Raw genomic sequence first — 23,415 nt, forward strand, 5'->3', positions numbered from 1 at the left:
AAACTGTCCCCCACGGCTCCAGAAAACCGCACCAAAACGGTGCTAAAGCGTTTAATTCTATAAACCTTGTAATCAATTTGTCATCAATTCAGATACCCAGACCTATGACTGATCTACCGGATACCGACTTCACCCAACGCTTCATCTTTGACGAGAGCGACGCCCGCGGCGAGCTGGTCTCGCTGGAGCGCAGCTATGCCGAAGTCCTCGCCAAGCACCCCTATCCGGAGCCGGTCGCGCAACTGCTCGGGGAGCTGATGGCAGCGGCGGCGCTCCTGGTGGGCACCATGAAATTCGACGGGTTGCTGATCCTGCAGGCGCGTTCCGAAGGGCCGGTGCCGATGCTGATGATCGAATGCTCCAGCGAACGTGAAATCCGTGGTTTGGCCCGTTACGAGGCTGACCAGATTGCCCCGGACGCCACCTTGTCCGACCTGATGGCCAACGGCGTGCTGGCGATCACCGTCGACCCCACCGAAGGCCAGCGCTACCAAGGTATCGTCGACCTGGACGGCGAAACCCTGTCGGACTGCTTCACCAACTACTTCGTGATGTCCCAGCAGGTCGGCACCAAGTTCTGGCTCAACGCCGACGGCAAACGCGCCCGCGGCATGCTGTTGCAGCAACTGCCGCCTGATCGCATCAAGGATGAAGACGAGCGCACCGACAGCTGGCGCAAGCTGACGGCCCTGGCCGGCACCCTCACCGCTGAAGAGCAACTGGGCCTGGACAACGAAACCATCCTGCATCGCCTGTACCACGAAGAAGCCGTGCGACTGTTTGACGCACAAGGCCTGCACTTCAATTGCAGCTGCTCGCGCGAGCGCTCGGCCAATGCCTTGGTCAGCCTCGGCCTGGAAGATGCGCAAAACCTGGTGGTAGAGCACGGCGGCCATATCGAGATCGACTGCCAGTTCTGCAACGAGCGCTACCTGTTCGATGCGGCCGATGTCGCCCAATTGTTCGCTGGCGCAGGCATCGACACCCCTTCCGACACCCGCCACTAAAACGTTTAAGCACAGGTAAATCACCTGACAAACGCCGGATTAGCGCAGTTCTGACGGGAGGGCCCTACTCTTTTTGGGCTTTTCTGGCATAATCCGGCCCACTTTTTTCGCGGTAGTAGTGCGCAACTTTCTACTACAAAACGTTTGGAGCACTCGGCCATAGGCCGACGGGGAACCTCATGACGCAAGCCAACAACGCCGTATACACCGATCTGAGTGTTGACGATCTGGTTAAAGAAGCCCTGCAGCGTGGTGAAGGCGTGCTCGCCGATACTGGCGCGCTGGTCGTCGAAACCGGTCACCGTACTGGCCGTTCGCCGGTCGACCGTTTCATCGTTGAAGAGCCTTCCACCCAGGCTTCCATCGCCTGGGGCCCGATCAACCGCAAGTTCCCGGCCGACAAGTTCGATGCCCTGTGGGCTCGCGTCGAGGCCTTCAACAACGCGCAAGAGCATTTCGTTTCCCATGTTCACGTAGGGGCTGCCGAAGACCACTACCTGGCCGTGAAAATGACCACCCAGACTGCCTGGCAGAACCTGTTCGGTCGCTGCCTGTTCATCAACCCGGCCCAGTACAACCCGGCCGGTCGTGAAGAGTGGCAAGTGCTCAACGTGGCCAACTTCGAATGCGTGCCAGAGCGTGACGGCACCAACTCCGACGGTTGCGTGATCCTCAACTTCGCCCAGAAGAAAGTGCTGATCGCCGGCATGCGTTACGCCGGTGAGATGAAGAAAGCCATGTTCTCGGTGCAGAACTTCCTGCTGCCGGCTTCCGACGTGCTGCCAATGCACTGCGCCGCCAACATCGGCGAAGCAGGCGACGTGACCCTGTTCTTCGGTCTGTCGGGCACCGGCAAAACCACCCTGTCCGCCGACGAAAGCCGTTACCTGATCGGTGACGACGAACACGGCTGGGGCGAAGGCGTGGTGTTCAACATCGAAGGCGGTTGCTATGCCAAGTGCATCGACCTGTCCGAGAAGAACGAGCCGGTCATCTGGAAAGCCATCAAGCACGGCGCCGTGCTGGAAAACGTGGTGATCGACGAGGCCAAGCACGCCGACTACACCAACGTCAGCCTGACCCAGAACAGCCGCGCCGCCTACCCGCTGGAGCACGTTGCCAAGCGTTCCGAGAAGAACCTGGGCGGCGAGCCAAACGCGGTAATCTTCCTGACCTGTGACCTGACCGGCGTACTGCCACCGGTGTCGATCCTCAGCGAAGAACAAGCGGCCTACCACTTCCTGTCCGGCTACACCGCACTGGTGGGCTCGACCGAAATGGGTTCCGGCGGCGGCATCAAGTCGACCTTCTCCACCTGCTTTGGCGCACCGTTCTTCCCGCGCCCGGCTGGCGAATACGCTGAGCTGCTGATCAAGCGCATCCGCGGCTTCGGCTCCAAGGTCTACCTGGTCAACACCGGCTGGACCGGCGGCGGCTACGGCGTCGGCAACCGCTTCAACATCCCGACCACTCGCGGCGTCATCGCAGCGATCCAGAGCGGCGCGTTGATCGGTGCAGAAACCGAACACCTCGACACCATCAACCTCGACGTGCCACTGGCCGTACCGGGCGTTGAAACCGGCCTGTTGAACCCACGTAACACCTGGGCCGACAAGGCTGCCTACGACGAAGCGGCGAAGGCGCTGGCGGGTCTGTTCATCGAGAACTTCAAGAAGTTTGAAGTGAGCGATGCGATCAAGGCTGCGGGTCCTAAGTTGTAAGATTCGAGCGTTGTGAAAAAGCCGCCTCTTGTGGGCGGCTTTTTTATTTTTCAGGAGTTTTGAGGGTATAATCTCCCGATATTTTGCTTAGCCTAGTTGAAGCAATTTTATAAGTGGCAATGTCTGTGAGATATATGATTAATATTTTTCTGCTTGATTCCATGCTGTAGAGGATTGCAACTATTCCTAGCAGGAATGCGGCAATTATTGAGCCGTCATGTTTGGCTGTTAAGTAAAAACATATTATGCTCAGGGATATAAATGTTTCGCTTAAAGTTGAAAGTCGTTTGACGTTCTTATCTGCATTATCTTTTTCTTGTTTCCAGTCGAAACTAATTTCCAATAAGCGATTCGTGAAAAAATCGTCTTCGCTTTTCTCAAGTTCTTGAAGTTTGGTGGTTATGGTTCCTAGTTTTTTCAGTGTGAGCTTGTTTGTGATTTTTGCTATTAATTGATGCATCTTGGCAGAAAGAAAAAATACTACGGTCATAAAAAAGGCGAAGGGGATAGCAGGAAGGTTTTTTAGTGAATTTCCGAATTTTTCAGTGAGTTCAGAAATGCTCGGCCCTTTCGCTAAAAGCTCAAGTATTTCAAAGCTGTCAGGTGTGCAGAGCATAAGTGACAGCGCAAAGATGGCTAGCCTTTCTTTAGTTATTAGGCCGTGGACAGGTTTTAAACTGTCCTCAATGAAACTCTCAAAAATCATTTGCGAAACGCGATAAAAACGATATCGCCAGAAAGTGGATCGAACGTGCCATAAACGGAAAGCGGGCATGCAATTATGTCAATTTCAGTATTGCCAATGTTGTATTTGTTGAGTTCTAAAGCATCTGATTCGCTGGCCACTAATAATTTCATTTCTTTGTCGGTCGAGGAGCATATAAACTTAACGACGTATGGAAAGCCAGTTCCTCCCCTATTCACCAAGCCTTCTAATTTTCCTGAGTAAGACACGGGGTGTGCTAGCCTCTGCGCTCTTACTACTTTTGCAAACGCCTTACTTTTGTTTTGGTTGAAAACAAAAGTCGCTGGATGCCTTGGGTCAGCATTATGTATAGTGATTTGATCCTCTGCGCAGCTTCTAGAACGCAGTGGCGCAAGCATATTGTTTATATCATTCAAAAAAGCTGCCTGTGCATAATCGGTTTGTGCAACTTTCTCTCTATCTATTAAAGATTGATGGCTTATTGGCTTCACAAGTCCCGATGCCAGCTGCGTTCTTACCGTTTCGACTCGTGTGTCAAATGTAGATATTTTACTGTCGATGGTGTTTTCGGCTTCTCGATATGGCTCTGATAGAAATGTGTTAAATCTAGCGGTCGCGCCCGTGAGTAGGTTTCCGATCAGAGGGAGGATTATAGAGCCTTCTACAATTTCCTCGAGGTATAGATCCGCGACAGGGTAATGAATTTGATGCAAGGTTGCACCTTTCCCAACACTATCCCTTGTTTCATACATTATTATTTTGTCTATGGCTCTCTGAAAGTGCGGTAACGTGTGCGAAAGCGTCCGTATAGAGATTTTGTTGCCTTTCGCCAGAGTGCCTTCAAACTTAATTATTAGTTGCTTTTCCATTTTGCTGCCCTGAATTCTGAAATTTCACGCGCTAGATTTTTAACGTGCAAAGATTTTTATCTCTTTACGTAATCGTTCCAAAGCTGTTGCTGTGAAATGGGCAAAAATTCTGCTCTTTGTGTTGCTTTTCCTTTCTGAAGTACATGTCAGAGTCCATTCTCAGTCGATACGGTTTATCATTCGTGCGCTGACATCCTCAGCAGTTTTAGAGATTAAACCGTAATGGAGGCATTTTGCTAGCCTTCAGGTCGCTGTTTAGCTTTAGTTCCTAAAAATCTTTAAGATCGCATCATTAAGCTTTTCAGGCATGCCATAGACGCTTCGATCTTGGTGAACCCTATGAGCCGATGCTATGCAGTGCCACTGAACCGAGCAGCACCAAAGCTACTCCTATTATCTGCACCGCCGACAACCGCTCCTTGAAAAACACAAACCCCAGAATCGCCGCAATCCCGCCCGACAACGTACTGATCACCGTCACCACTGACACTGAGCCCGCCATCGCCCCCCAGGAAAACGCCGAGAACCCACCCAGGTTCATCAAGCTTGCACCGGTCAGCGTTGCGCAGTTTTTCAGCGGTGGGATTTTCAGGCCGTCCTTGATTTTCAGCACCATCACCACCAATACGCAGAGCCCCACCAGGTAACCGAGCCAGAGCATGGTGATCGGTCCTAGCGCCGGCAGGGTGTAGCGGCCCTGCAGCCAGAAACTGGTGCCGTACAGCAAGGCGGCGAGCATGGCGTAGGCGATCGACTGGCGCGGGTTGTTGTGGGGGACGCCGTTGTCGTTGTGGATGCTGGAGAGGATCACGCCGATCACGCACACGGCGATGCAGCCCAGTTGTGTCAGGCTGATGTGCTCGCCGCTGGCCCAGGACAGCAGTGTGGTCACCACGCCGTAGGACGTCACCAGCGGCGCGACGATGGCGGCTTTGCCAAGGGCGAAGGCCTTGGACAGCGCAAGGGCGCCGGAGACGGTGAGCAGGGCGGCGGCGACGCCCAGGAGCCACACGCTCAGCGGGGCGTCGAGGGATTTGAACAGCAAGCTCGGGAGAATGACCAGCAGCACAGTCATGATCAGGAAGCCGAGCGCTTGGCCGAAATACACCGCGCGTTTAACGCCCACGGCTCGGGCGTTGAGGCCCACGAGAAAATCCGTACCACCCCAGAGCAGGGCGGCCAGCAGGCCCATTGTTACGTCCATGTAAGGTCCTTAGTGGTTCAGCTCAGGTTTTCCAGCGTCTGCGTGTCCCAGCTGTGGGTCTTGATGGCCAGGTAGAGCATGCCGAGGGTCAGCGGCACTTTTTCGCCGCGACCCTTGGCGCGGCGTTTGAGAAACACATCGAACACCGGCGGATTGAAGTAACGATAAGTGTCGAAGTCGCCCAGGTCGAGCGCAAATTCCTGCTCCAGTGCTTCCATCAGTTGCTTGGCCTCACTGCCGTCGCAGCCGAGGTCGAAGTTGATCGAGGTTTGCAAGCGGATCGTCTTGTGTTTGGGCAGGCCGATTTCTTCGTGCAGCAGTTGCAGGAGTCGCTGCATGACGGGGTCTTCGGGGAAGTTGGGGGCGAGGTTCATGGTGGGGGCACGCAGGAGTGGGTGAGGGGAACGGTTGCGGCGAAGCGGGTATTTGTTTCGAGTGATGAAGAGTGCCAAGCCTATCAAGAATATGAAGGCAGGGAGCAAGGGCATTGTGAGGGTGCAGTCGGTAATCTGATAATGAAGCAACAGGTAGAACCCGAGAAAACACACTAATTGCAGGCAGAAATTCATGGTTTTTGGTACGCCTTGGCTTCGAGTGTCCGGGTGTCCCAGTACTTGGCTTTGACGGCTTGGTAGAGCATGTCGATGGTTAGAGGGCGCTTTCCCGTGCTGCCTTTTTCCACATATCGCAAATAGGCATCAAAGCCGCGACGCTTGAAGTAGCGGTTGCTGTTGTAGTCACCTGGCCTCAAACCGAAATCCAGCTTCAGGAGGGCCATCAATTGCTTGGCTTCGGCACGATTACACCCGAGATCGTGGTTGACTGACGTCTCGAGGGAGATGGTTTTGTGTTTGGGCAGACCGATGCCCTCATGCAAAATTTGCAAGAGATGGAGCATGAGCGGGTCATCAGGAAAGTCTGGCGCAAGGTTCAAGGTCGGTGCGATGAATAAAGGGTGAGTGGTTTTAGCCCTGCGATAGATAGTTTGGGTGCTCAATAACCCGATGCCTGTCACGAAAGCGACTATCGGCAGGCTTTCAAGCCGTGCCTCTCTGATCCAAGAGGTGGCATATAACAGGAGTGTTGGGCCAGCTACCAATAGGCAGAGTCCAAGCCATCTTCTGAGTAAAGGCAGCTTTATTATTCTGTCGACGATGATGGCCAGTGCGAGAAGAGGCAGTAAGTTGATCCACTGAAGGTATTCATTCATTGCATTAGCCACCCTGGAACTGCCGGACCATGGCCGACAGTGATCGCTGGGGGCCAATTCCGCCGTTGACCTGGGCGTCGAGGCCAACTACCACATCACCGGCGTGATAGCTGCGAATGATCCCTTTAATAATGAGGCCAGCAGCTGCGCCAGCGGCGAACCCAACGGCAGGCGATGCCAGGCTCATGGGGGCTGACACGGCGCTGCTGATTAATCCTGCAACGATCTCCCCACGTGTGTTGAGTAAGTCAGCTTGTTGCCGGGTAAGCGGTTTGGAGATCGCAACCGTCATTTTGCAAGGCAGATCGCGAGCAAGCATTTTTCTGTAGATATCTAGGAGTCTTTGGCGCACTTCGTTTGCAGACGCACCTGCTTCCAGCAGGCAGAGGTTTACCAGTGCAGAGTAATTGGCAGGCAGGACGACAAAACGCAGCACCGTGAAGGTAACCCCGTAGTGGCCGATATGTTGAGTCCTTTCGATGTTCACGGGTATTTGCCGGGGGTTGCTGAAAGGGCGCTAGTTTCAGTCAGAGAAAGGTGAGTTTTGTAGAGGGGTGGGCAGGAGTTTCAAGTAGTTTCGGAAGGGGATGTCGAGGCGTATGGAGGTTTCTTACAGGGCTTTCCGGGATTTGCGGCTTGCAGTGACTTAACAGCAAAACAGGTGAGTGGTGTGGTTCTAGCTGGCGTGTGATCAATTGCCGACAGGCCGACTCACACACCGCTCAAAAATCGCCTCCAACCCCCGATAATCACACGCCACCGCATCAATATTCGCCGGTATCCACGCCGCGTGTTTCACCAGCCACCAGTTCACCGAAAACCCGGCGTTGACGATGATCTGCTCGAACAAGATCCGTTGCGCCCGGCCGTTGCCTTCGCGGAAGGGGTGGATGACGTTGAGGTCGCCGTAGGCCTCGGCAATTTGCGTAATCAGCTCAGCCTGACTCACACCGACATACCAGTTGGCCTCATGCATGCGCCGGATGATCTTCGCCGCTTCCGGCGGGATGCGTTCCGGGGTGCAGAACAGGGTGTCACCTTTCTGGATATTGACGCTGCGCAATTCGCCGGCCCAGTCGTAGAGGTCGCTGAACAGAGTGTGGTGGATGTGTTGCAAGCGGTCGAGGTCGTAGGGCGTCGGGAAGAGCGGGAGGTTGCCTACGGCGATTTCGGATAATTCCCGCTCGGCTTGGTGCAAGCGGGCCTCGTCGTGCAAATCGAGGCGGTTGCGCAGGACGCTGCTACCGGGATAGCAGTACGGATCCTGGCCCACCCCGTATTTGTCGAGCATCAGCGTGGGGTGTTGCGGTACTTGGCGAGGACGGCTTCGCGGGTCGGCAGAGGTTTGTCGACGTCGGCCGGTTGGGTATCGAACCCTTCCAGGCGCAGGCTGGCCAGGTAATTGGAACGGCGGATCTTGTGGTAGTGATCCTGTTTTTGCTCAAACGTCGGTTCGCTCATGGCAGCGTACTCCTGGGTAGCAAGGCTTTATTGTAGCGCAATGCTTCAGAGGGTAGGCCGGAGAAAAAATCACATCAACGCGCCCCGGTGGGGGCATTGTCTGTTTGGGCAATGGCTACGGGCGCGAGGCGGCGTCGAGGTCCATCAACCCTCGGCCATAGGCTTCGCTGTTGGCATAGATACCCGTTCGATTCGCCGTACTGAGCAGGCGCTCACGCACTTGTTGCGGTGTCATCTCGGGAAAGCGACTCTGCAATGCCGCCAAGGCACCACTGACCAACGCAGCGGCCGGCGAGGTGCCCGCGGTGGGGCCGTAGCTGCCATCCTTGTTGGTAGTCAACAACCCTGAGCCGCCGTCTCCCCCTGGCGCCGCGATGCACCAGCGTGCCGCGAGGCCGCAATAATTGGATTTGAGATTGATGGCCGTGCCGTCGTTCTTGAGGGCCATGACGGCTATCCAGCCTTTCTCCAGTTCCGGCACCAGCGCGGGCAGGCCGGGTTCTGCTAGCGGCTCACGCTTGACCTCGTTACCCGTTGAGAAAACGAATACTGCCCCTTCGGCCACCCGTTTTTTTGCCACGCCCAACGAGTCACCCATCAGGCGTTCGTAGATGGGAATCTCGTTGGTGTTGGCTTCAATGGGGTTCGCCCATGAGTTACTGAAAATGCGTGCCCCTTTGGTATAGGCGAGCTCCCAGGCCTGGGCGATTTCGCTGTCGAAGTAGAACGGCTCCTTGTCATCACCGAAGCGCATGGGGATCAACTGGGCGTTGAAGGCGATACCGTGGATGCCCTGGTCATTCTTGTTCGCGGCGAGAATACCGGCCATCTGGGTGCCGTGACCCTTGATGTCGAGGGTGCCGGGCTGCTGTGTCACAAAGTCATAGCCCGGATCGGCTACACGGCCGTAGAACTCGGGCAGTGCCTGGTTGAGCCCTGAGTCGATCAAAGCGACTTTAACGCCCTGGCCGGTGCCACCCCGCGCGTAGAGGGAGGAGGCTTTTATAATGAGCAGGGCTTTTTGCTCGAAGTATTCGGGCGTTTCAAAACGCTGTGTGTCCGGTTCGGCAGGTATTGGGGCGGGGGCGTTTACACAGCCCAGCAGCAATAATGACAGCGTGAACATGGCTAGATGTTGCAGTGAAAACAGTGAGCATCGAGACATCCGCGACTCCTTGTCGGGGGTAGGTGATCTGGCGTGCTACTGTCTGCGTTTTTGCGCGGGCTTGCTGGTTTTCTCTGTATCAGTTTGTAGCGTTTATCCCCGACCTTTTCTTGATCGCTGATCTATGTTTTTGATTCCTTCAGCGGTCAACGGAGTGACAGCCTATGCACGACACCCTCCAGCAGGTTTTTGGTTATCCACAGTTTCGTCTGGGCCAGGAAGAGACGGTCAGTGCCGTACTGGCCGGCCGTTCGGCAGCGGCTATTTTCCCAACGGGTTCGGGCAAGTCCCTGTGCTACCAATTGTCGGCGGTGTTGCTGCCGCACCTGACGCTGGTGGTGTCGCCGCTGTTGGCGCTGATGCAGGACCAGCTGGGTTTCTTGCAGCGTCATGGCATTTCGGCGGGCAGTATCGATTCGGCCCAGAGCCGCGAGGACGCCAATGACGTGATGGCCCGCGCGCGTTCGGGCGAGTTGAAGATCCTGATGATTTCCGTTGAGCGCCTGAAGAACGAGCGCTTTCGTAACTTCCTGCAAAGCGTGCAGATCTCGCTGTTGGTGGTGGACGAGGCGCACTGTATTTCCGAGTGGGGCCACAACTTCCGTCCGGACTATTTGAAGCTGCCGGACTACCAGCGTCAGTTCAATATCCCACAAGCGCTGCTGTTGACGGCTACAGCGACGCCCAAGGTGATTGCCGACATGCAGGCCAAGTTCGCCATTGCGCCGGACGATGTGGTCACCACGGGCTTCTACCGGCCCAATCTCAACCTGTTGGTGGAGCCGGTCAGCGGTGCGGACAAGCGTCGACGGCTGGTGCAGTGGATGAGCGAGCGTGCCGATCAGCCGAGTATCGTCTACGTCACCCTGCAGAAAACCGCCGAGCAGATTGCCGAGCATTTGAACCGTAACGGCATCCAGGCCGAGGCCTACCACGCCGGTTTGCCTCACGATAAGCGCGAGGGTATCCAGCAGCGTTTCATGGGTGGGCGCTCCAATTGCATCGTCGCCACTATCGCGTTTGGCATGGGCATCGACAAAAGTGATATCCGCAATGTGGTGCACTTCGACCTGCCCAAGTCCATCGAGAACTACAGCCAGGAAATCGGCCGCGCGGGGCGTGATGGGCAACCGTCCGATTGCCTGGTATTGGCCAACCGCGACAGCCTCAATGTGCTGGAAAACTTCGTGTACGGCGATACGCCGGAGCAGGAGGGCATTCGGCGGGTCCTTGACGAGTTGCAGGCCGCGCGAGGCGATGGGCAGTGGGAATTTTTGCTCAGGTCTTTGTCGGACCACAGCAACATCCGCGAGCTGCCGTTGAAGACCCTGCTGGTGCAGTTGGAGCTCAAGGGCGTGATTGCGCCGCGTTATGCGTTTTATGCCGAGTACCGTTTCAAGTACCTGATTGAACCTGAAGCTTTGCTCGCGCGCTTCTCCGGTGAGCGGCAGCAGTTTGTCGCGGCGATCATCCAGGTGTGCAAGCGGGCCAAGACCTGGGCGACGGTGGATTTTGACGCACTTTATCAACAGCACAATGCCGAACGCAGTCGGGTGGTGAAGGCGCTGGATTACTTCCAGGAGCAAGGCCTGATCGAGCTTGAGAGCAAGCAGATGACGGAGGTCTACAGCCTGCTGGACACCGATTTTGATCCACAGGTACTGAGCGCCGAGTTATACACAGGCTTCAAGCAGCATGAGGTGGGTGAGGTCGCACGGATTCACGCCATGCTCGATCTGTTCGCCACCGAACACTGCCTGGGTCAACGCCTGGCGCAGTATTTCGGCGATGAAAATGCGCCCCAGCGTTGTGGGCATTGCTCGGTGTGCCACGGCCGCGTTGCGCACCTTCCGCCACCGCCAGGTTTGCCGCCGCTTGTGGATAAAAACTTCATGGGGCTGTGCGGTGATTTTATCCACAGGCATCATGAACACACTGGCCACTTGCCTGGGGCGGAACGCCTGACGCGTTTCCTTGGCGGCATCAGTGTGCCGTTGTTTACCAAGTTGAAGGCGCGAGGCATTCCAGGCCTTGCTGCGCTGGAGGACTATCCGTACGCCGAGGTTCGCGAGTGGGCCCAGGCCCATTTGAATGACCTGTAAACCCATCTCACGAGACTTGCCCATGCCTGATTCAGTGCCGCAACGCGCCGATTACCCGCACTTCCAGCCGATCATTACGCGTTGGCACGACAACGATGTGTATGGTCATGTGAACAACGTGACTTACTACAGCTTTTTCGACACGGCGGTGAATACCTATCTGATCGAGCAGGGTGGCCTGGATATTCATGACGGTGAAGTGGTGGGGTTCGTGGTGAGTTCGGCGTGCGATTATTTTGCGTCGATCGCCTTTCCCGAGCGTATCGAAATCGGCCTGCGGGTTGGCAAGTTGGGCAACAGTTCAGTGCAGTACGAATTGGCGGTGTTCAAGGCAGGCGAAGAAGAGGCGTGTGCGGCGGGGCGCTTTGTGCATGTGTTTGTGGATCGGGGTTCGAACCAGCCGGTGACGATTCCGGGGATGTTGCGCGAGGCGTTGCAGCGGGTGGTGGTGTAGGCGCGAGCGCCTACACCCTCAGGCCTTAGCGGTGACGGTAGTGATGCTTGTTCTTGCGATGGCCATAGGCATGCCCGCGGCCACGGTGATCATCGCGGTCATAGCGACGGTTATCACGCCCGCGTGAACGACGATCATCGTCATCGCTCTTGTTGCCCATGTAGTTGCCCAGCGCACCACCTGCGCCGCCGCCGGCCGCTGAACCGATCAGTGCACCGGTGCTGCCGCCGACACTGCGGCCGACTAAGTTGCCGCCGGCCGCGCCCAAGGCGCCACCAATGGCTGCTTCGCCACGGCTGCGTTTGTCCGCACCCACCGCGCTCCCGCCTGCGCCGCCCAGGGCTGCGCCGATGGTCGAGCCGGTATTGCCGCCGATCGACTGGCCGACAACCGAACCTAGAACCCCGCCCAATGCGCCGCCCACACCGGCTTCGGTGGTGCCACCGGCCATGGCTGCGCCACTGACCAGGCCAAGGGACAACAAGAGAATCGAGGAGAACTTCATCAGGGGAAACCTCAAGGGGATGACGGCGCGATCCTGAGGCTGTATCGGGAGTGTGACAATCGAAATCCGACCGGTGGCAGTAGTTGTATACAATTTGCTAAGTTGCTGTTTTGTATGGGGAACTTAAGTCATTTTTGTGAGTCTTTAACTACTTCGGAACGGCCGCTTTTATGCAAAAGCGGCCTTTTTTGTGCCCGAAGATTTATGCAGAGCGTGCCATGATCAGGCCATTGTCACTCGCTGCTTCCAAACGAATCGCCACGAACTTCGACGTCGGCGTATGGCTGCCATCCCCTGTGCTTTCCAGCGGCACCAGTGGGTTCACCTCCGGGTAGTAGGCCGCAGCCTGCCCGGCCGGAATATCAAATGCCAGCAGGGTAAAGCCCTTCACCCGGCGCTCGCGGCCGTCTTCCCACAGCGACACGATGTCGGCCTTCTGCCCCGGCTTGAAGCCCAGGCGGATGATGTCGGCTTCGTTGACGAACAACACGTCGCGCTGGCCTTTGACCCCACGGTAGCGGTCGTCCAGGCCATAAATGGTGGTGTTGTACTGATCGTGGGAACGCATCGATTGCATGATCAGATCCGGCACCTTGCCCGTCGCGTGGGTGCGCTCGTGGATCAAATCTTTGGGCAAGATGTTCGGGCGGAAGTTGGCGCGCCCCGACGGGGTGTTCCAGCGGCGTGCGCCGGCGGAGTTGCCCAGGTAGAAACCACCCGGATTCTTGATCTTCTCATTGAAGTCCTTGAAACCCGGGATGGTATCGGCAATCAGGTCGCGGATGCGCCCGTAATCGGCCACCAGCCAGTTCCAATCCACCGGTTTGCTGCCCAGGGTGGCGGCAGCGATACCGGCGAGAATCGCAGGCTCTGACTTCATCAGCTTCGACAGCGGCTGCAACTGGCCGTTGGAGCCGTGGACCATGCTGAACGAGTCTTCCACCGTCACCGCTTGCGGGCCGTCGGCCTGGATGTCGATGTCGGTACGGCCCAGGCACGGCAGGATCAGCGCGTCTTTGCCGTGCATCAGGTGGCTGCGGTTGAGCTTGGTGCTGATCTGCACGGTCAGGTCGCAATTGCGCAGTGCTTCGAAGGTACGCGGGCTGTCTGGCGTGGCTTGAGCAAAGTTGCCGCCCAAGCCGATAAATACCTTGGAGCGGCCTTCGAGCATCGCGTGAATCGCTTCGACCACGTTGTGGCCATTGACGCGCGGCACCTGGAACTGGAAGCGACGTTCCAGGGAGTCGAGGAACGCCACGGGCGGACGTTCGTTGATGCCCATGGTGCGGTCGCCCTGCACGTTGCTATGGCCACGCACTGGGCACAAGCCGGCACCTGGGCGGCCGATGTTGCCGCGCAGCAGCATCAGGTTGGCGATTTCCTGGATGGTCGGCACCGAATGGCGGTGCTGGGTGATGCCCATCGCCCAGCACATGATCACGTTCTTGCCTTTGGCGTACATGCGCGCCGCTTGCTCGATCTCGACCAGGGTGAGGCCGGACTGCTCGACGATTTCATCCCAGGAGGTGTCGTCGATCTTGCCCAGGTACTCCAGCACGTTGGCCGTGTGTTCGTTGAGGAAGTCGTGGTCGAACACGGCTTCTTTGCCTTCGGCCTGCGCCTGGCGTTCCCACAGCAGCAGGAACTTGGCCATGCCGCGCAGGATAGCCATGTCGCCACCCAGTGCCGGGCGGAAGTAGGCGGTGTTGGTCGGCTTGTCACCGTTGGTGAGCATTTCCAGCGGGTGTTGCGGATGCTGGAAGCGCTCCAGGCCACGCTCTTTCAGTGGGTTGATGCACACCACCTGGGCGCCGCGCTTGACCGCTTCGCGTAGCGGTTCAAGCATGCGCGGGTGGTTGGTGCCGGGGTTCTGGCCCCAGACGAAGATCGCATCGGCATGCTCAAAGTCATCAAAGGTCACGGTGCCTTTGCCGACGCCCACGCTTTGCGCCAAGGCAACGCCGCTGGCTTCGTGGCACATGTTCGAACAGTCCGGGAAGTTGTTGGTGCCGTAGGCGCGCACGAACAGTTGATACAGGTACGCCGCTTCGTTGCTGGCGCGACCCGAGGTGTAGAACTCGGCCATGTCCGGGCTCGGCAAGGCGTTGAGGTGTTTGCCGACCAGGTCGAAGGCCGCTTCCCAGCTGATGGGCGTGTAGCGGTCGGTTTCGGCGTCATAGCGCATCGGATCGGTCAGACGGCCTTGGTATTCCAGCCAGTAGTCACTTTGCTCCAGCAAGGCCGTCACGCTGTGTTTGGCGAAGAATGCCGCGTCGACACGGCGCTTGGTGGCTTCCCAGTTCACCGCCTTGGCGCCGTTTTCGCAGAACTTGACCATGCCGCTTTCCGGCGAATCGCCCCAGGCGCAGCCGGGGCAGTCGAAGCCGCCGTTCTGGTTGGTCTTGAGCATCATGCGCAGGTTTTTTAGCGCGTTGTCGCTGGTCAGCCAGGCCTGCGCCACGCTGATCAGTGCGCCCCAGCCGCCGGCTGCGCCCTTGTAGGGCTTGTAGCGCGGGGTGGGGGTTTGGTCGGCTTGGTGGTGCTGGCTCATGGCTGGTTCTCCATCGCAGGGCTGTAGACCCGCGGCGCACTTTTCTGCGGCAGGTGGATGAGATTGAGGTTATGCCGGCGGGCCCATTGCAGGGCCAGGCCGGTGGGTGACGACAGGCTGACCAGGGTCTGGATGCCCGCGCGCAGGACTTTCTGGATCAGCTCCAGGCTGCAACGGCTGGTAACAATCGCCAGGCCGCCTTCGGTCGGAATCTTTTGGCGGATCAAGGCGCCGATCAATTTATCCAGGGCGTTGTGCCGGCCGATGTCTTCACGACCGAGCAACAACTCGCCCTGGCCGTTCATGAACACGGCCGCATGCACGGCGCCGCTGTATTGGCCCAAAGGCTGAAAGGCGCTGATGCGTTGGCGCAGGCCATCCAGCCATTCGGCGGGCGGCAAGGGCGCGCCAGGCAATACCTGGAGGTCTGGCAGGGCCTGTTCAACGGCTTCCACGCCACATAAGCCACAGCCGCTGGTGCCGGCCAACTGGCGGCGCTGCTGCTTGAGGTTCCAGAAGGCGCGGCTGGAGATCTGCACCTGAGCGTATTGGGCTGAGCCCGAACCGCTGAGTTTCAGATCATAAATATCGCTAACGTCGGCGATAATGCCGCTACCGATACTGAATCCGACAATAAAGTCTTCCAGATCCGTCGGCGTCACGAGCATCACCGCTTGGCTGATGTCGTTGTAGGCAATCGCCAACGCCACTTCTTCCGCCAAGGCTGTGCTGGCAGATTCCGTGTGTTCGAGATTGCAATACTGGTAGCTCTGGCTGGCGGCGGGCGCTGGCGTTTCGAGAGCGGGCGCCGCGCAGACTGGGCGCTTGGCGTTCATGGGGCAGTACCACCGGCGGATTGATCAGTGTTTAGACTAGGCGCGACAAAGCGTCGCGTCTAATTGCCAGTACTGATCTACCGATAGATGACGTCGATCAAGGTTCGTTTTGCGATTTCTGATATAGCGCGAAACACGCCTCCGCCAGCGCGGAGCGCGGGGCGCTGCGCCGCATGATCAGCCCCAGGCGCGCGAGGGTGTGGGCGTCTTCGATCGGCTGCAGCCGCAGGTGCTCGGTGAGTGCGTCCAGGCCGCCATCCAGCGGCATGACCGCGCAACACAATCCGCCGTGCACGGCTTGTAACAATTGATGGACGGCATCGGTCTGCAGCAGCGGTTGCGGGTTGAGCCCACGGCTGTGGAAGTTGTGGTCGATGGATTGGCGAAAGTGCATGCCGCTGGTGAGCATGCCCAGCGGCAGTTCGATCAGCGCCTCCCAGCTCAACGGCGTATCACCGAAACTGAAGAAGCGCTGGTCGTAGAGCAGGCCCATGCGGGTTTCGCCCAAGGCCAGCGAGTCGAAGCGCTCATTGTCCAGGCGTTCCAGGTAGGACACGCCCAGGTCCAGCCGGTTACTCGCCAGTTGTTCAAGAATCTGCTCCGAGCTGAGCGCGGAGAGCTCAAAGCGCAGGCTTGGGTGTTCCTTATGCAGTTGCTGCATCAAGGCCAAAGGATCAAAGCTCGACAGCGGCACCACGCCCAGGCGCAATGTACCCACCAGGTTGCCGCGACACGCTGCCGCCTCAGCCTGCAACCCGTCATAGGCGGCCAGCACCGTGCGTGCCCAGGCAAGCACGCGCTCGCCCGGTGCGGTAAAGCTTTCGAAGCGCTGGCCGCGATTGACCAACGGCAGGTCAAGCTCTTCCTCAAGGTTGCGCAAACGCATCGACAGGGTCGGTTGGGTGATGTGGCAACGCGCCGCCGCCTGGCCGAAGTGACGGGTTTCGTCGAGGGCGATGAGGAATTTCAGCTGTTTGATGTCCATCTTCGCTCCAGGGCTTATTCCAATGGCGGGGGGATTCTAGCGCGTTTGGGTCTTTGGTCGGGCTGGAACCCAAATCTGTAGGACTGGTCTAGTCTTGGGCATCTGGAAATCAAATCCCAAGGAGAGCGCACTATGAGCATTTTCAGCTTTATCAAGGAAGCCGGCGAAAAGATTGTCGACCTGTTGACGCCGGGTAATGCAAACGCCAGCGAGCAGTTGAAGGACCACGTGTCCAAAGTGGGTCTGGGTAATCCGAATGTGCAGACCACAGTGGATGGCGACAAGGTGACCGTGACCGGTGAAGTCGCCACCCAGGAAGAGAAAGAGAAGATCCTGTTGGCGCTGGGCAATATTGCCGGTGTGGCCAGTGTGGATGACCAGATCACCGTATCCGGCCCGGCCGTGGCTGCCGCCCGTTTCGTCGTGGTGAAAAAGGGCGACACCCTCAGCGCGATTTCCCTGGCGGTGTATGGCAACGCCAACCAGTACAACAAAATCTTCGAGGCCAACAAGCCGCTGTTGTCGCACCCGGACAAGATTTACCCAGGGCAGACTTTGCGCATTCCTGAGTAACCCTCAACCCCTGTAGGAGCGAGCTTGCTCGCGAAGAACCTGAGAACGCCGCAGTAAACCGCAGTAGCTGCGTTATCGTTAACGATCTTCGCGGGCAAGCCCGCTCCTACAGAGGGTCACAAGCCCACAATCAAGTCCCGGTAATCCTCTACCGCCGCGAACTCCCCCGTGTCTTTTGGCCCCTTCCGGCTGTCCGGTTCTTTCACCGCCAGCAAATGGCCGACGCCAAACGCCTGGGCGCTGCGCAGGATCGGCAAGGTATCGTCGATAAACAGGCTACGGGCCGGGTCGAAGTGGATGTCGGCTTGCAGGGCATCCCAGAACTGCGGGTTTTCCTTGGCGAAACCGTAATCATGGGAACTGATCAACCGTTCGAAATACGGCGCCAGTTCAATGCGTTCCAACTTCAATGACAGCGAATCGCGATGCGCGTTAGTGATCAGGATCACACGCTTGCCGGCCTGTTTGATTGCCGCCAGGAAGGTGTCCGCATCCGGGCGCAGGGCGATCAGGTGCGCGGTTTCGAGCTTGAGCTCGCGAACCGGGATCTTCAGTTCGGCACTCCAGAAATCCAGGCAATACCATTGCAACTGTCCGGCATTACGCTCGAACAGAGGCTGCAACTCCATCTCCGCCATGGCGCGGCTCACCCCGTGCAGTTCGGCGTAGCGTTGAGGCAGGTGTTCCATCCAGAAGTGGTTGTCGAAATGCAGGTCGAGCAAGGTGCCGTCCATGTCCAGCAGGACAGTGTCGATGGCGTGCCAGGGCAAAGAGGGCATGGGGCGTTCTCATGTAAGTAAAGATATCCGACACAGACAATCGGAAAAGCCACGGTATAGTAACCTGATCACGCCAAGGAGCCGCTCATGCGCCAGAAACCCACCGTCCTCGCCCGCGAAATAGTCGCCAGTAGCCGTTTGTTCCGCGTGGAGGAAGTGCAACTGCGCTTTTCCAATGGCGTTGAACGGACCTACGAGCGCCTGGTGGGCCGCGGTGCCGGTTACGGTGCGGTGATGATCGTGGCAATGATCGACGCGGACCATGCGTTGCTGGTGGAAGAATACTGCGGCGGCACCGACGAATATGAATTGTCCTTGCCCAAGGGCCTGATCGAACCCGGCGAAGACGTACTGGCCGCCGCCAACCGCGAGCTCAAGGAAGAGGCTGGCTATGGCGCGCGGCAGTTGGAACACCTCACCGAACTGTCGCTGTCGCCTGGCTACATGAGCCAGAAAATCCAGGTGGTACTGGCCACCGATCTGTATGAAGAGCGCCTGGAAGGCGATGAACCTGAGCCGATGCGTGTGGACCGGGTCAACCTGCGTGAGCTGTCGATGCTCGCGCAAAACGAGCAATTCAGCGAAGGCCGCGCCCTGGCCGCGCTGTACCTGGTACGAGACCTGTTGACCCAGCGTGGAGCGTTTACCGCATGAGCGAACTGTTTTTAGGCCACCCGTTTATTGCCCCTGTGATCGAACTGGCTCGCCAGGCCGGTGAAGTGATTTTGCCGTACTGGCGTGCCGACGTGGCCGTGACCTCCAAAGCCGACGATTCGCCCGTGACCGCAGCGGATCTGGCGGCTCACCATCTGATCCTGGCAGGCCTGACCGCGCTGGACCCGAGCATTCCGGTGCTGTCCGAGGAAGACGCCGACATCGACCAGAGCGTGCGCGCTGGCTGGCAGCGCTGGTGGCTGGTGGACCCATTGGACGGTACCAAGGAATTTATCGCCGGCAGCGAAGAGTTCACCGTGAACATCGCCCTGATCGAACAGGGCCGCGTGGTGTTCGGCGTAGTGTCGATGCCCACCAGCGGTCGTTGCTATTTCGGTGGCGCCGGCCTGGGCGCCTGGCGTTCGGATGTGAATGAGGCACCCAAGCAGATCCAAGTGCGCCAGGCACCGGCAGCGGGCGAGTCGTTTACCGTAGTGGCCAGTCGTCGGCATTCCAGCCCCGAGCAGGAGCGTCTGTTGGACGGTTTGAGCGAAGGCCTGGGCGCGTTGAAGCTGGCGAATATCGGCAGCTCGTTGAAGTTCTGCCTGCTGGCTGAAGGCAGTGCCGATTGCTACCCGCGTCTGGCGCCGACGTCGCAGTGGGACACCGCCGCCGCCCAGGGCGTGCTGGAAGGGGCGGGGGGCGAGGTGCTGGAGTTGAGCGGTGAACCGTTCAGCTATCCGGCGCGGGCATCGTTGTTGAACCCGTTCTTCCTGGCGTTGCCGGCCAAGGCTGCATGGCGTGAGCGGTTGCTGACCCTGGCCCGTTCCTGACTACTTCTGTAGGAGCGAGCTTGCTCGCGAAAAACCGGTGAGCGCCGCGATTAACCAGGATCGCTGCGTTATCGTTGACGATTTTCGCGAGCAAGCTCGCTCCTACAGTGGGCGGTGTCGCGGTTTCTAGCGGTGGAGGACGTACTGGCCGGTAAAGGCGACGGCTCGCTCTTCACTCCCCTCATTCACAATCCACGTCTCCAGCGTCAACCGCGCGCGGCCATAGCGCTTGTAGGTCGCCACAAACCGCTTCCACACCTTCTCCTCCGGCGGCGCGCAAATTGCCGTCGCATCCCGCGTGACAGGCAGCGGATAACTGATCTGTCCTTCCTGAATCACGATATGCCCGTCTTCAATCCCTTCTTCACGCAACTGCAAGTGCAGCCAGCCCCAGCCCGCCAGCACTGCGCCGCAGTACAGGCTGCCGCCGAACATGGTGCTCTTGTGGTTGATGTTGGCTTGCAAGGGCAAATGCAATTCCAACCGTCCTTGTTTCCAGTCGAGCACCTTGAGGCCCATTTCCCGGGTGAGGGGGATGTCGTGGTGCAGGATGGATTCCAGGTAACGGCTGTCGCGGCTCATGGGGGCCTCTTGGCGGGTGGGGGCTGTCATTCGTCGTCGCTGCTTTGGTTGGCGAAGTTCAGGCCATGCTTGCGCAGCTTGTCGTGCAGGGTCTTGCGCGGTACGCCCAGGGCTTCGGCGAGGCTGCGCATGGAGCTGTGGGGACGGGTCAGTTCGGCGGCGATCAGGCTTTTTTCGAACTGCTCGACCTGTTCGCTCAGACCGCCGGGCGTGGAGGTCAGGACACCGGCCGATGGATTGTCCGGCGTGTTATCCAGCGCCAGCTCCAGGCCCAGCGCGAAACGTTCCGCAGCGTTCTGTAGCTCACGCACATTGCCCGGCCAGCTATGGCGCAGCAGCAGCGCGCGCTGGCCCGGCTGCAGTTCGTGCAGCGGCAGGCCGTGGCGGCTGCTGGCTTCATCGGCGAAGTGCTGGAACAGCATCAACGCATCTTCACCGCGCTCACGCAGCGGCGGAATGCGCAACGGCGCGACATTGAGGCGGTAATACAAGTCGGCACGGAAGCGACCCTGGTCGGCGGATTGGCGCAGGTCTTCCTTGGTCGCGGCGATGATGCGGATATCCAGCGGGATCAACTGATTGCCGCCCAGGCGCTCGACTACCCGTTCCTGCAACAGGCGCAACAGCTTGACCTGCACATCCAGGCTCATGCTTTCGATTTCATCCAGGAACAAGGTGCCGCCGTTGGCGAATTCGAACTTACCGATACGGCGTTTCTGCGCGCCGGTAAAGGCGCCGGGCTCGTGGCCGAACAGTTCGCTTTCCACCACCGACTCGGCCAAGGCGCCTGCGTTGATCGCCACAAAAGGGCCGCTGCGGCGGCTGGACAGGTCGTGCAGTGCGCGGGCGACCACTTCTTTGCCGGCGCCGGTTTCGCCGAGGATCAGCACATCGGCCTTGGTCGCGGCCAGGGCGCCGATCTGCTCGCGCAGGCGCAGCATTTGCGGCGAGTGGCCGACCAGGCGTGTGCTCAGTTGCTGACGGTCGCTGAGGGCCAGGCGCAGGCTACGGTTGTCCAGTACCAGGCGGCGCAGGGCCAGGGCACGGCGTACGCTGTCGAGCAGGGCGTCGCTGGCGAACGGTTTTTCCAGGAAGTCATAGGCCCCGGCGCGCATGGCCTGCACCGCCAGTGGCACATCGCCGTGGCCGGTGATCAGCAGCACCGGCAAGTCCGGGTCCTGGCCGTGCAGTTCGGCGAGCAGTTCCAAGCCGTCCATGCCGGGCATGCGGATGTCGCTGACCACCACGCCCGGCCAGTCCCGCGACAGGCGCGCAGTGAGGCCAGTGGCTTCACCCAGGGTCAGGACTTTCAGCCCGGCCAGGTCCAGGGTCTGGCACAGGGCCTGACGCAAGTGTGGATCGTCGTCGATCAACACCACCTGAATCTGGTTATCGATACTCATACACTGCGGTCCTCGGACGGTTGCAGACTGACGCCCGGCGCACCGGCACGCAATTTCAAGGTTAACAGCGCGCCGCCTTCCTTGTGGTTGGCGAACAGCAGTTCGCCGCCAAAGGCACGCATCAGGGTGTCACAGATCGCCAGCCCCAACCCCAGGCCCTGAGTGCGGGTCTTGGTGGTGTAGAACGGCTCGCTGGCGCGGCCCAGGGCTTCCATGCAAAAGCCCGGGCCGTTGTCGCGAATGTACAGGTTGACGCCCTGTTCGGTGGTTTCGGCACTCAGCCACAGTTTGCGCGGCGGGCCTTTTTCGGTGAGCGCGTCGAGGGCGTTGGCGAGCAGATTGCCCAAAACCTGGCGCAGGCGGGTTTCACCGGCCTGTACCCACAGCGTCGCCTCGGGCAAGTCGCGAATCAGCTCCACCTCCATCGACCGCCGCCGCTTGGCCAGCAACGCCAGTGCATCGTCCAGCGCCGGTTGCAGGGCCACGCTCTCGGGCGCATGGCGGTCGCGGCGGGCAAAGGCACGCAGGTGGGCGATGATCGAGGCCATGCGCCCGGTCAGTTCGCTGATCAGTTTGAGATTGCCCCGTGCATCGGTGGTGCGCTCATGGTCGAGCAGGATTTCGGCGTTTTCCGCATAGCTGCGAATGGCTGCGAGGGGCTGATTGAGTTCGTGGCTGATGCTTGCGGACATGGTGCCCAGCGCCGACAGTTTGCCCGCCTGCACCAGGTCATCCTGGGCGCGCACCAGCTCCTGCTGGGCGTGTTCGCGCTCCAGCACTTCCTGCTTCAGGCGCCGGTTGAGGCCTTCGAGATCACTGGTCCGCTCCACCACCCGCGCTTCCAGCTCGCGACGGGCCTTGGCTTCGAACGCAATGCGTTCCAGGTAATGGCGGCGACGTTGCATCATCAAGCCCAGCAGCAACATCAATACCAACAGCGTGGCGCCGCCGACGGCAACCACCGTGCGCACGGGGCGGTTGATCAGCGAGCGCGGCGCGAGGATCTCCACGTTCCAGCCGGTCTCGGCGATGGCCGTGGATTGGCGCAGCCAGGCGGTGTTGCTCAGGCTCAGCGGCTGCGGGTCGCGGGTGGGGTAGGGCTGGATGGCGATGATGGCCTGGCGCTCTTCAGCGGTCAGTGGCCGGGTGGCGCGGAATCGCCATTGTGGGCGCGAGGTCAAGATCACCACGCCATTGTGGTCGGTGACCAGCAGTTGTTCCGGCGTGTTACCCCACAGGCTTTCGGTGTGGTCCAGGTCGACCTTTACCACCAGCACGCCGATGATCGTATCGCCATCGCGCACGGCGGCGGCAAAGAAGTAACCGCGCTTGGCCGAGGTGGTACCCAACCCGAAAAACCGCCCCAGGCGCCCGTCCATGGCTTCGCTGAAATAAGGCCGAAACGAGAAGTTGCGCCCGACGAAGCTGTCTTGCTTGTCCCAGTTGGACGCGGCCAGGGTCTTGCCGGTGGTGTCCATCAGGTACATCACCTCCACCCCGGCCTGGGCGGCGACGTCCTTGAGCAGCAGGTTGGCGTTGACCAGGTTGGTGCTGATTTGAGGCGCGTCCAGCGCGGTGCGCAAGGCGGGCAAGTCGCCGAGGATCTGCGGCAGCACTTCATAACGGTGCAGGGTCCCGAGCAGGTTGGCCACGTACAGGTCGAGGGTCTGGCGGTTCTGGCCGGCCAGTTCGCTGCGGTAATAACGCTCGGCCAGGTGCTCCAGCGGCCACAGCAGCGGTGCCAGGCACAACGCCAATAAGGCGAGGCTGCGCCAGCGGGGTCTACGCGGGAGAGGTGGAGTCATGGGAGTCGTG

General features: G+C 59.1%; 24 protein-coding genes. 7 read left to right on the top strand and 17 right to left on the bottom strand.

Annotated elements, in window-relative coordinates; all coding sequences use genetic code 11:
* The first annotated feature begins 104 nt into the window (after window positions 1-104).
* A complete protein-coding gene (gene hslO / locus HX793_RS06980) occupies window positions 105-1,007 on the top strand; it encodes an Hsp33 family molecular chaperone HslO (RefSeq protein ID WP_016979046.1) in 903 nt (300 codons plus the stop codon).
* Between the two features lie 179 nt (window positions 1,008-1,186).
* On the top strand, window positions 1,187-2,728 hold the full coding sequence (locus HX793_RS06985) for a phosphoenolpyruvate carboxykinase (RefSeq protein ID WP_016979047.1): 1,542 nt from the start codon (window positions 1,187-1,189) through the stop codon (window positions 2,726-2,728).
* A gap of 43 nt (window positions 2,729-2,771) precedes the next feature.
* Here the strand turns inward: HX793_RS06985 and HX793_RS06990 are convergent, their stop codons facing one another.
* The 9 genes from HX793_RS06990 to HX793_RS07030 all read right to left on the bottom strand — a co-directional run bounded on the left by HX793_RS06990 (window position 2,772) and on the right by HX793_RS07030 (window position 9,343).
* Entirely contained in the window at window positions 2,772-3,434 is a 663-nt protein-coding gene (locus tag HX793_RS06990) for a hypothetical protein (protein WP_177059973.1), read from the bottom strand.
* Window positions 3,431-4,303: a hypothetical protein gene (locus HX793_RS06995; RefSeq protein WP_177059975.1), complete on the bottom strand. Its 873-nt coding sequence runs from the start codon at window positions 4,301-4,303 to the stop codon at window positions 3,431-3,433. The genes HX793_RS06990 and HX793_RS06995 overlap by 4 nt, the downstream gene beginning before the upstream one ends.
* Window positions 4,304-4,640: 337 nt before the next feature.
* Window positions 4,641-5,507: a DMT family transporter gene (locus tag HX793_RS07000; protein ID WP_256349069.1), complete on the bottom strand. Its 867-nt coding sequence runs from the start codon at window positions 5,505-5,507 to the stop codon at window positions 4,641-4,643.
* Window positions 5,508-5,524: 17 nt separating this feature from the next.
* Window positions 5,525-5,881, bottom strand: a complete 357-nt coding sequence (locus HX793_RS07005) for a DUF1493 family protein (protein WP_177051777.1) — start codon at window positions 5,879-5,881, stop codon at window positions 5,525-5,527.
* Window positions 5,882-6,072: 191 nt separating this feature from the next.
* Window positions 6,073-6,717 carry a DUF1493 family protein gene (locus HX793_RS07010; RefSeq protein WP_177051775.1) on the bottom strand — a complete coding sequence of 215 codons (645 nt, stop codon included), beginning with the start codon at window positions 6,715-6,717 and terminating at the stop codon, window positions 6,073-6,075.
* Window positions 6,718-6,721: 4 nt separating this feature from the next.
* Complete coding sequence (locus HX793_RS07015) at window positions 6,722-7,204, bottom strand: hypothetical protein (RefSeq protein WP_177051773.1); 483 nt, start codon at window positions 7,202-7,204, stop codon at window positions 6,722-6,724.
* 204 nt (window positions 7,205-7,408) lie between these two features.
* The gene (locus HX793_RS07020) at window positions 7,409-8,008 is read right to left on the bottom strand and encodes a putative adenosine monophosphate-protein transferase Fic (protein WP_177059977.1); all 600 of its coding nucleotides are present in this window, start codon (window positions 8,006-8,008) and stop codon (window positions 7,409-7,411) included.
* Window positions 8,008-8,178, bottom strand: a complete 171-nt coding sequence (locus tag HX793_RS07025; protein ID WP_016979054.1) for a YhfG family protein — start codon at window positions 8,176-8,178, stop codon at window positions 8,008-8,010. The genes HX793_RS07020 and HX793_RS07025 overlap by 1 nt, the downstream gene beginning before the upstream one ends.
* A 115-nt stretch (window positions 8,179-8,293) precedes the next feature.
* Window positions 8,294-9,343: a S8 family peptidase gene (locus tag HX793_RS07030; protein ID WP_177051769.1), complete on the bottom strand. Its 1,050-nt coding sequence runs from the start codon at window positions 9,341-9,343 to the stop codon at window positions 8,294-8,296.
* Window positions 9,344-9,507: 164 nt separating this feature from the next.
* On the opposite strand from HX793_RS07030, the gene HX793_RS07035 reads away from it, so the two are divergent.
* Window positions 9,508-11,445: a RecQ family ATP-dependent DNA helicase gene (locus HX793_RS07035; RefSeq protein WP_177059981.1), complete on the top strand. Its 1,938-nt coding sequence runs from the start codon at window positions 9,508-9,510 to the stop codon at window positions 11,443-11,445.
* A 22-nt stretch (window positions 11,446-11,467) separates the two neighbouring features.
* On the top strand, window positions 11,468-11,899 hold the full coding sequence (locus tag HX793_RS07040) for an acyl-CoA thioesterase (protein WP_177059983.1): 432 nt from the start codon (window positions 11,468-11,470) through the stop codon (window positions 11,897-11,899).
* 25 nt (window positions 11,900-11,924) lie between these two features.
* On the opposite strand, the gene HX793_RS07045 is transcribed toward HX793_RS07040, so the two are convergent.
* The 4 genes from HX793_RS07045 to HX793_RS07060 all read right to left on the bottom strand — a co-directional run bounded on the left by HX793_RS07045 (window position 11,925) and on the right by HX793_RS07060 (window position 16,776).
* Window positions 11,925-12,404: a glycine zipper domain-containing protein gene (locus tag HX793_RS07045; protein ID WP_177094538.1), complete on the bottom strand. Its 480-nt coding sequence runs from the start codon at window positions 12,402-12,404 to the stop codon at window positions 11,925-11,927.
* Window positions 12,405-12,606: 202 nt separating this feature from the next.
* Window positions 12,607-14,955, bottom strand: a complete 2,349-nt coding sequence (locus HX793_RS07050) for an FdhF/YdeP family oxidoreductase (RefSeq protein ID WP_177059985.1) — start codon at window positions 14,953-14,955, stop codon at window positions 12,607-12,609.
* Window positions 14,952-15,791, bottom strand: coding sequence for a formate dehydrogenase accessory sulfurtransferase FdhD (gene fdhD / locus HX793_RS07055; RefSeq protein WP_177051761.1), 840 nt, complete (start codon window positions 15,789-15,791; stop codon window positions 14,952-14,954). Before fdhD ends, HX793_RS07050 begins: the two co-directional genes overlap by 4 nt.
* A 97-nt stretch (window positions 15,792-15,888) precedes the next feature.
* Window positions 15,889-16,776, bottom strand: a complete 888-nt coding sequence (locus HX793_RS07060) for a LysR family transcriptional regulator (protein ID WP_028615317.1) — start codon at window positions 16,774-16,776, stop codon at window positions 15,889-15,891.
* A 132-nt stretch (window positions 16,777-16,908) separates the two neighbouring features.
* On the opposite strand from HX793_RS07060, the gene lysM reads away from it, so the two are divergent.
* A complete protein-coding gene (gene lysM / locus HX793_RS07065; protein WP_033898718.1) occupies window positions 16,909-17,349 on the top strand; it encodes a peptidoglycan-binding protein LysM in 441 nt (146 codons plus the stop codon).
* A 116-nt stretch (window positions 17,350-17,465) separates the two neighbouring features.
* Here the strand turns inward: lysM and yrfG are convergent, their stop codons facing one another.
* Complete coding sequence (gene yrfG, locus HX793_RS07070) at window positions 17,466-18,128, bottom strand: GMP/IMP nucleotidase (RefSeq protein WP_016979063.1); 663 nt, start codon at window positions 18,126-18,128, stop codon at window positions 17,466-17,468.
* 87 nt (window positions 18,129-18,215) lie between these two features.
* On the opposite strand from yrfG, the gene nudE reads away from it, so the two are divergent.
* Window positions 18,216-18,782, top strand: a complete 567-nt coding sequence (gene nudE / locus HX793_RS07075) for an ADP compounds hydrolase NudE (protein ID WP_016979064.1) — start codon at window positions 18,216-18,218, stop codon at window positions 18,780-18,782.
* On the top strand, window positions 18,779-19,615 hold the full coding sequence (gene cysQ / locus HX793_RS07080) for a 3'(2'),5'-bisphosphate nucleotidase CysQ (protein ID WP_038845145.1): 837 nt from the start codon (window positions 18,779-18,781) through the stop codon (window positions 19,613-19,615). The genes nudE and cysQ overlap by 4 nt, the downstream gene beginning before the upstream one ends.
* A gap of 126 nt (window positions 19,616-19,741) precedes the next feature.
* Here cysQ and HX793_RS07085 read toward each other — a convergent pair whose 3' ends face one another.
* The 3 genes from HX793_RS07085 to HX793_RS07095 are packed head-to-tail and all read right to left on the bottom strand — an operon-like array spanning window position 19,742 to window position 23,405.
* Complete coding sequence (locus tag HX793_RS07085) at window positions 19,742-20,197, bottom strand: YiiD C-terminal domain-containing protein (protein ID WP_177094540.1); 456 nt, start codon at window positions 20,195-20,197, stop codon at window positions 19,742-19,744.
* A 26-nt stretch (window positions 20,198-20,223) separates the two neighbouring features.
* Window positions 20,224-21,600 carry a sigma-54-dependent transcriptional regulator gene (locus HX793_RS07090; protein ID WP_033898710.1) on the bottom strand — a complete coding sequence of 459 codons (1,377 nt, stop codon included), beginning with the start codon at window positions 21,598-21,600 and terminating at the stop codon, window positions 20,224-20,226.
* Complete coding sequence (locus HX793_RS07095; protein WP_016979068.1) at window positions 21,597-23,405, bottom strand: sensor histidine kinase; 1,809 nt, start codon at window positions 23,403-23,405, stop codon at window positions 21,597-21,599. Before HX793_RS07095 ends, HX793_RS07090 begins: the two co-directional genes overlap by 4 nt.
* Window positions 23,406-23,415: the final 10 nt, after the last annotated feature.

It is taken from the genome of Pseudomonas reactans, from assembly GCF_013387025.1.
Lineage (GTDB): Bacteria > Pseudomonadota > Gammaproteobacteria > Pseudomonadales > Pseudomonadaceae > Aquipseudomonas > Aquipseudomonas reactans.

What these genes read in the sequence shown, in the direction of transcription:
- HX793_RS07020 (WP_177059977.1), bottom strand. Translation starts at nt 8,008, where the DNA reads ATGCTCGACAAATACGGGGTGGGCCAGGATCCGTACTGCTATCCCGGT.
- lysM (WP_033898718.1), top strand. Translation starts at nt 16,909, where the DNA reads ATGAGCATTTTCAGCTTTATCAAGGAAGCCGGCGAAAAGATTGTCGAC.
- HX793_RS07010 (WP_177051775.1), bottom strand. Translation starts at nt 6,717, where the DNA reads ATGAATGAATACCTTCAGTGGATCAACTTACTGCCTCTTCTCGCACTG.
- hslO (WP_016979046.1), top strand. Translation starts at nt 105, where the DNA reads ATGACTGATCTACCGGATACCGACTTCACCCAACGCTTCATCTTTGAC.
- HX793_RS07005 (WP_177051777.1), bottom strand. Translation starts at nt 5,881, where the DNA reads ATGAACCTCGCCCCCAACTTCCCCGAAGACCCCGTCATGCAGCGACTC.
- HX793_RS07040 (WP_177059983.1), top strand. Translation starts at nt 11,468, where the DNA reads ATGCCTGATTCAGTGCCGCAACGCGCCGATTACCCGCACTTCCAGCCG.
- HX793_RS06985 (WP_016979047.1), top strand. Translation starts at nt 1,187, where the DNA reads ATGACGCAAGCCAACAACGCCGTATACACCGATCTGAGTGTTGACGAT.
- HX793_RS07030 (WP_177051769.1), bottom strand. Translation starts at nt 9,343, where the DNA reads ATGTCTCGATGCTCACTGTTTTCACTGCAACATCTAGCCATGTTCACG.
- HX793_RS07090 (WP_033898710.1), bottom strand. Translation starts at nt 21,600, where the DNA reads ATGAGTATCGATAACCAGATTCAGGTGGTGTTGATCGACGACGATCCA.
- yrfG (WP_016979063.1), bottom strand. Translation starts at nt 18,128, where the DNA reads ATGCCCTCTTTGCCCTGGCACGCCATCGACACTGTCCTGCTGGACATG.
- HX793_RS07035 (WP_177059981.1), top strand. Translation starts at nt 9,508, where the DNA reads ATGCACGACACCCTCCAGCAGGTTTTTGGTTATCCACAGTTTCGTCTG.
- HX793_RS07060 (WP_028615317.1), bottom strand. Translation starts at nt 16,776, where the DNA reads ATGGACATCAAACAGCTGAAATTCCTCATCGCCCTCGACGAAACCCGT.
- cysQ (WP_038845145.1), top strand. Translation starts at nt 18,779, where the DNA reads ATGAGCGAACTGTTTTTAGGCCACCCGTTTATTGCCCCTGTGATCGAA.
- fdhD (WP_177051761.1), bottom strand. Translation starts at nt 15,791, where the DNA reads ATGAACGCCAAGCGCCCAGTCTGCGCGGCGCCCGCTCTCGAAACGCCA.
- HX793_RS07095 (WP_016979068.1), bottom strand. Translation starts at nt 23,405, where the DNA reads ATGACTCCACCTCTCCCGCGTAGACCCCGCTGGCGCAGCCTCGCCTTA.
- HX793_RS07025 (WP_016979054.1), bottom strand. Translation starts at nt 8,178, where the DNA reads ATGAGCGAACCGACGTTTGAGCAAAAACAGGATCACTACCACAAGATC.
- HX793_RS07050 (WP_177059985.1), bottom strand. Translation starts at nt 14,955, where the DNA reads ATGAGCCAGCACCACCAAGCCGACCAAACCCCCACCCCGCGCTACAAG.
- HX793_RS06990 (WP_177059973.1), bottom strand. Translation starts at nt 3,434, where the DNA reads ATGATTTTTGAGAGTTTCATTGAGGACAGTTTAAAACCTGTCCACGGC.
- nudE (WP_016979064.1), top strand. Translation starts at nt 18,216, where the DNA reads ATGCGCCAGAAACCCACCGTCCTCGCCCGCGAAATAGTCGCCAGTAGC.
- HX793_RS07000 (WP_256349069.1), bottom strand. Translation starts at nt 5,507, where the DNA reads ATGGACGTAACAATGGGCCTGCTGGCCGCCCTGCTCTGGGGTGGTACG.
- HX793_RS07045 (WP_177094538.1), bottom strand. Translation starts at nt 12,404, where the DNA reads ATGAAGTTCTCCTCGATTCTCTTGTTGTCCCTTGGCCTGGTCAGTGGC.
- HX793_RS07085 (WP_177094540.1), bottom strand. Translation starts at nt 20,197, where the DNA reads ATGAGCCGCGACAGCCGTTACCTGGAATCCATCCTGCACCACGACATC.
- HX793_RS06995 (WP_177059975.1), bottom strand. Translation starts at nt 4,303, where the DNA reads ATGGAAAAGCAACTAATAATTAAGTTTGAAGGCACTCTGGCGAAAGGC.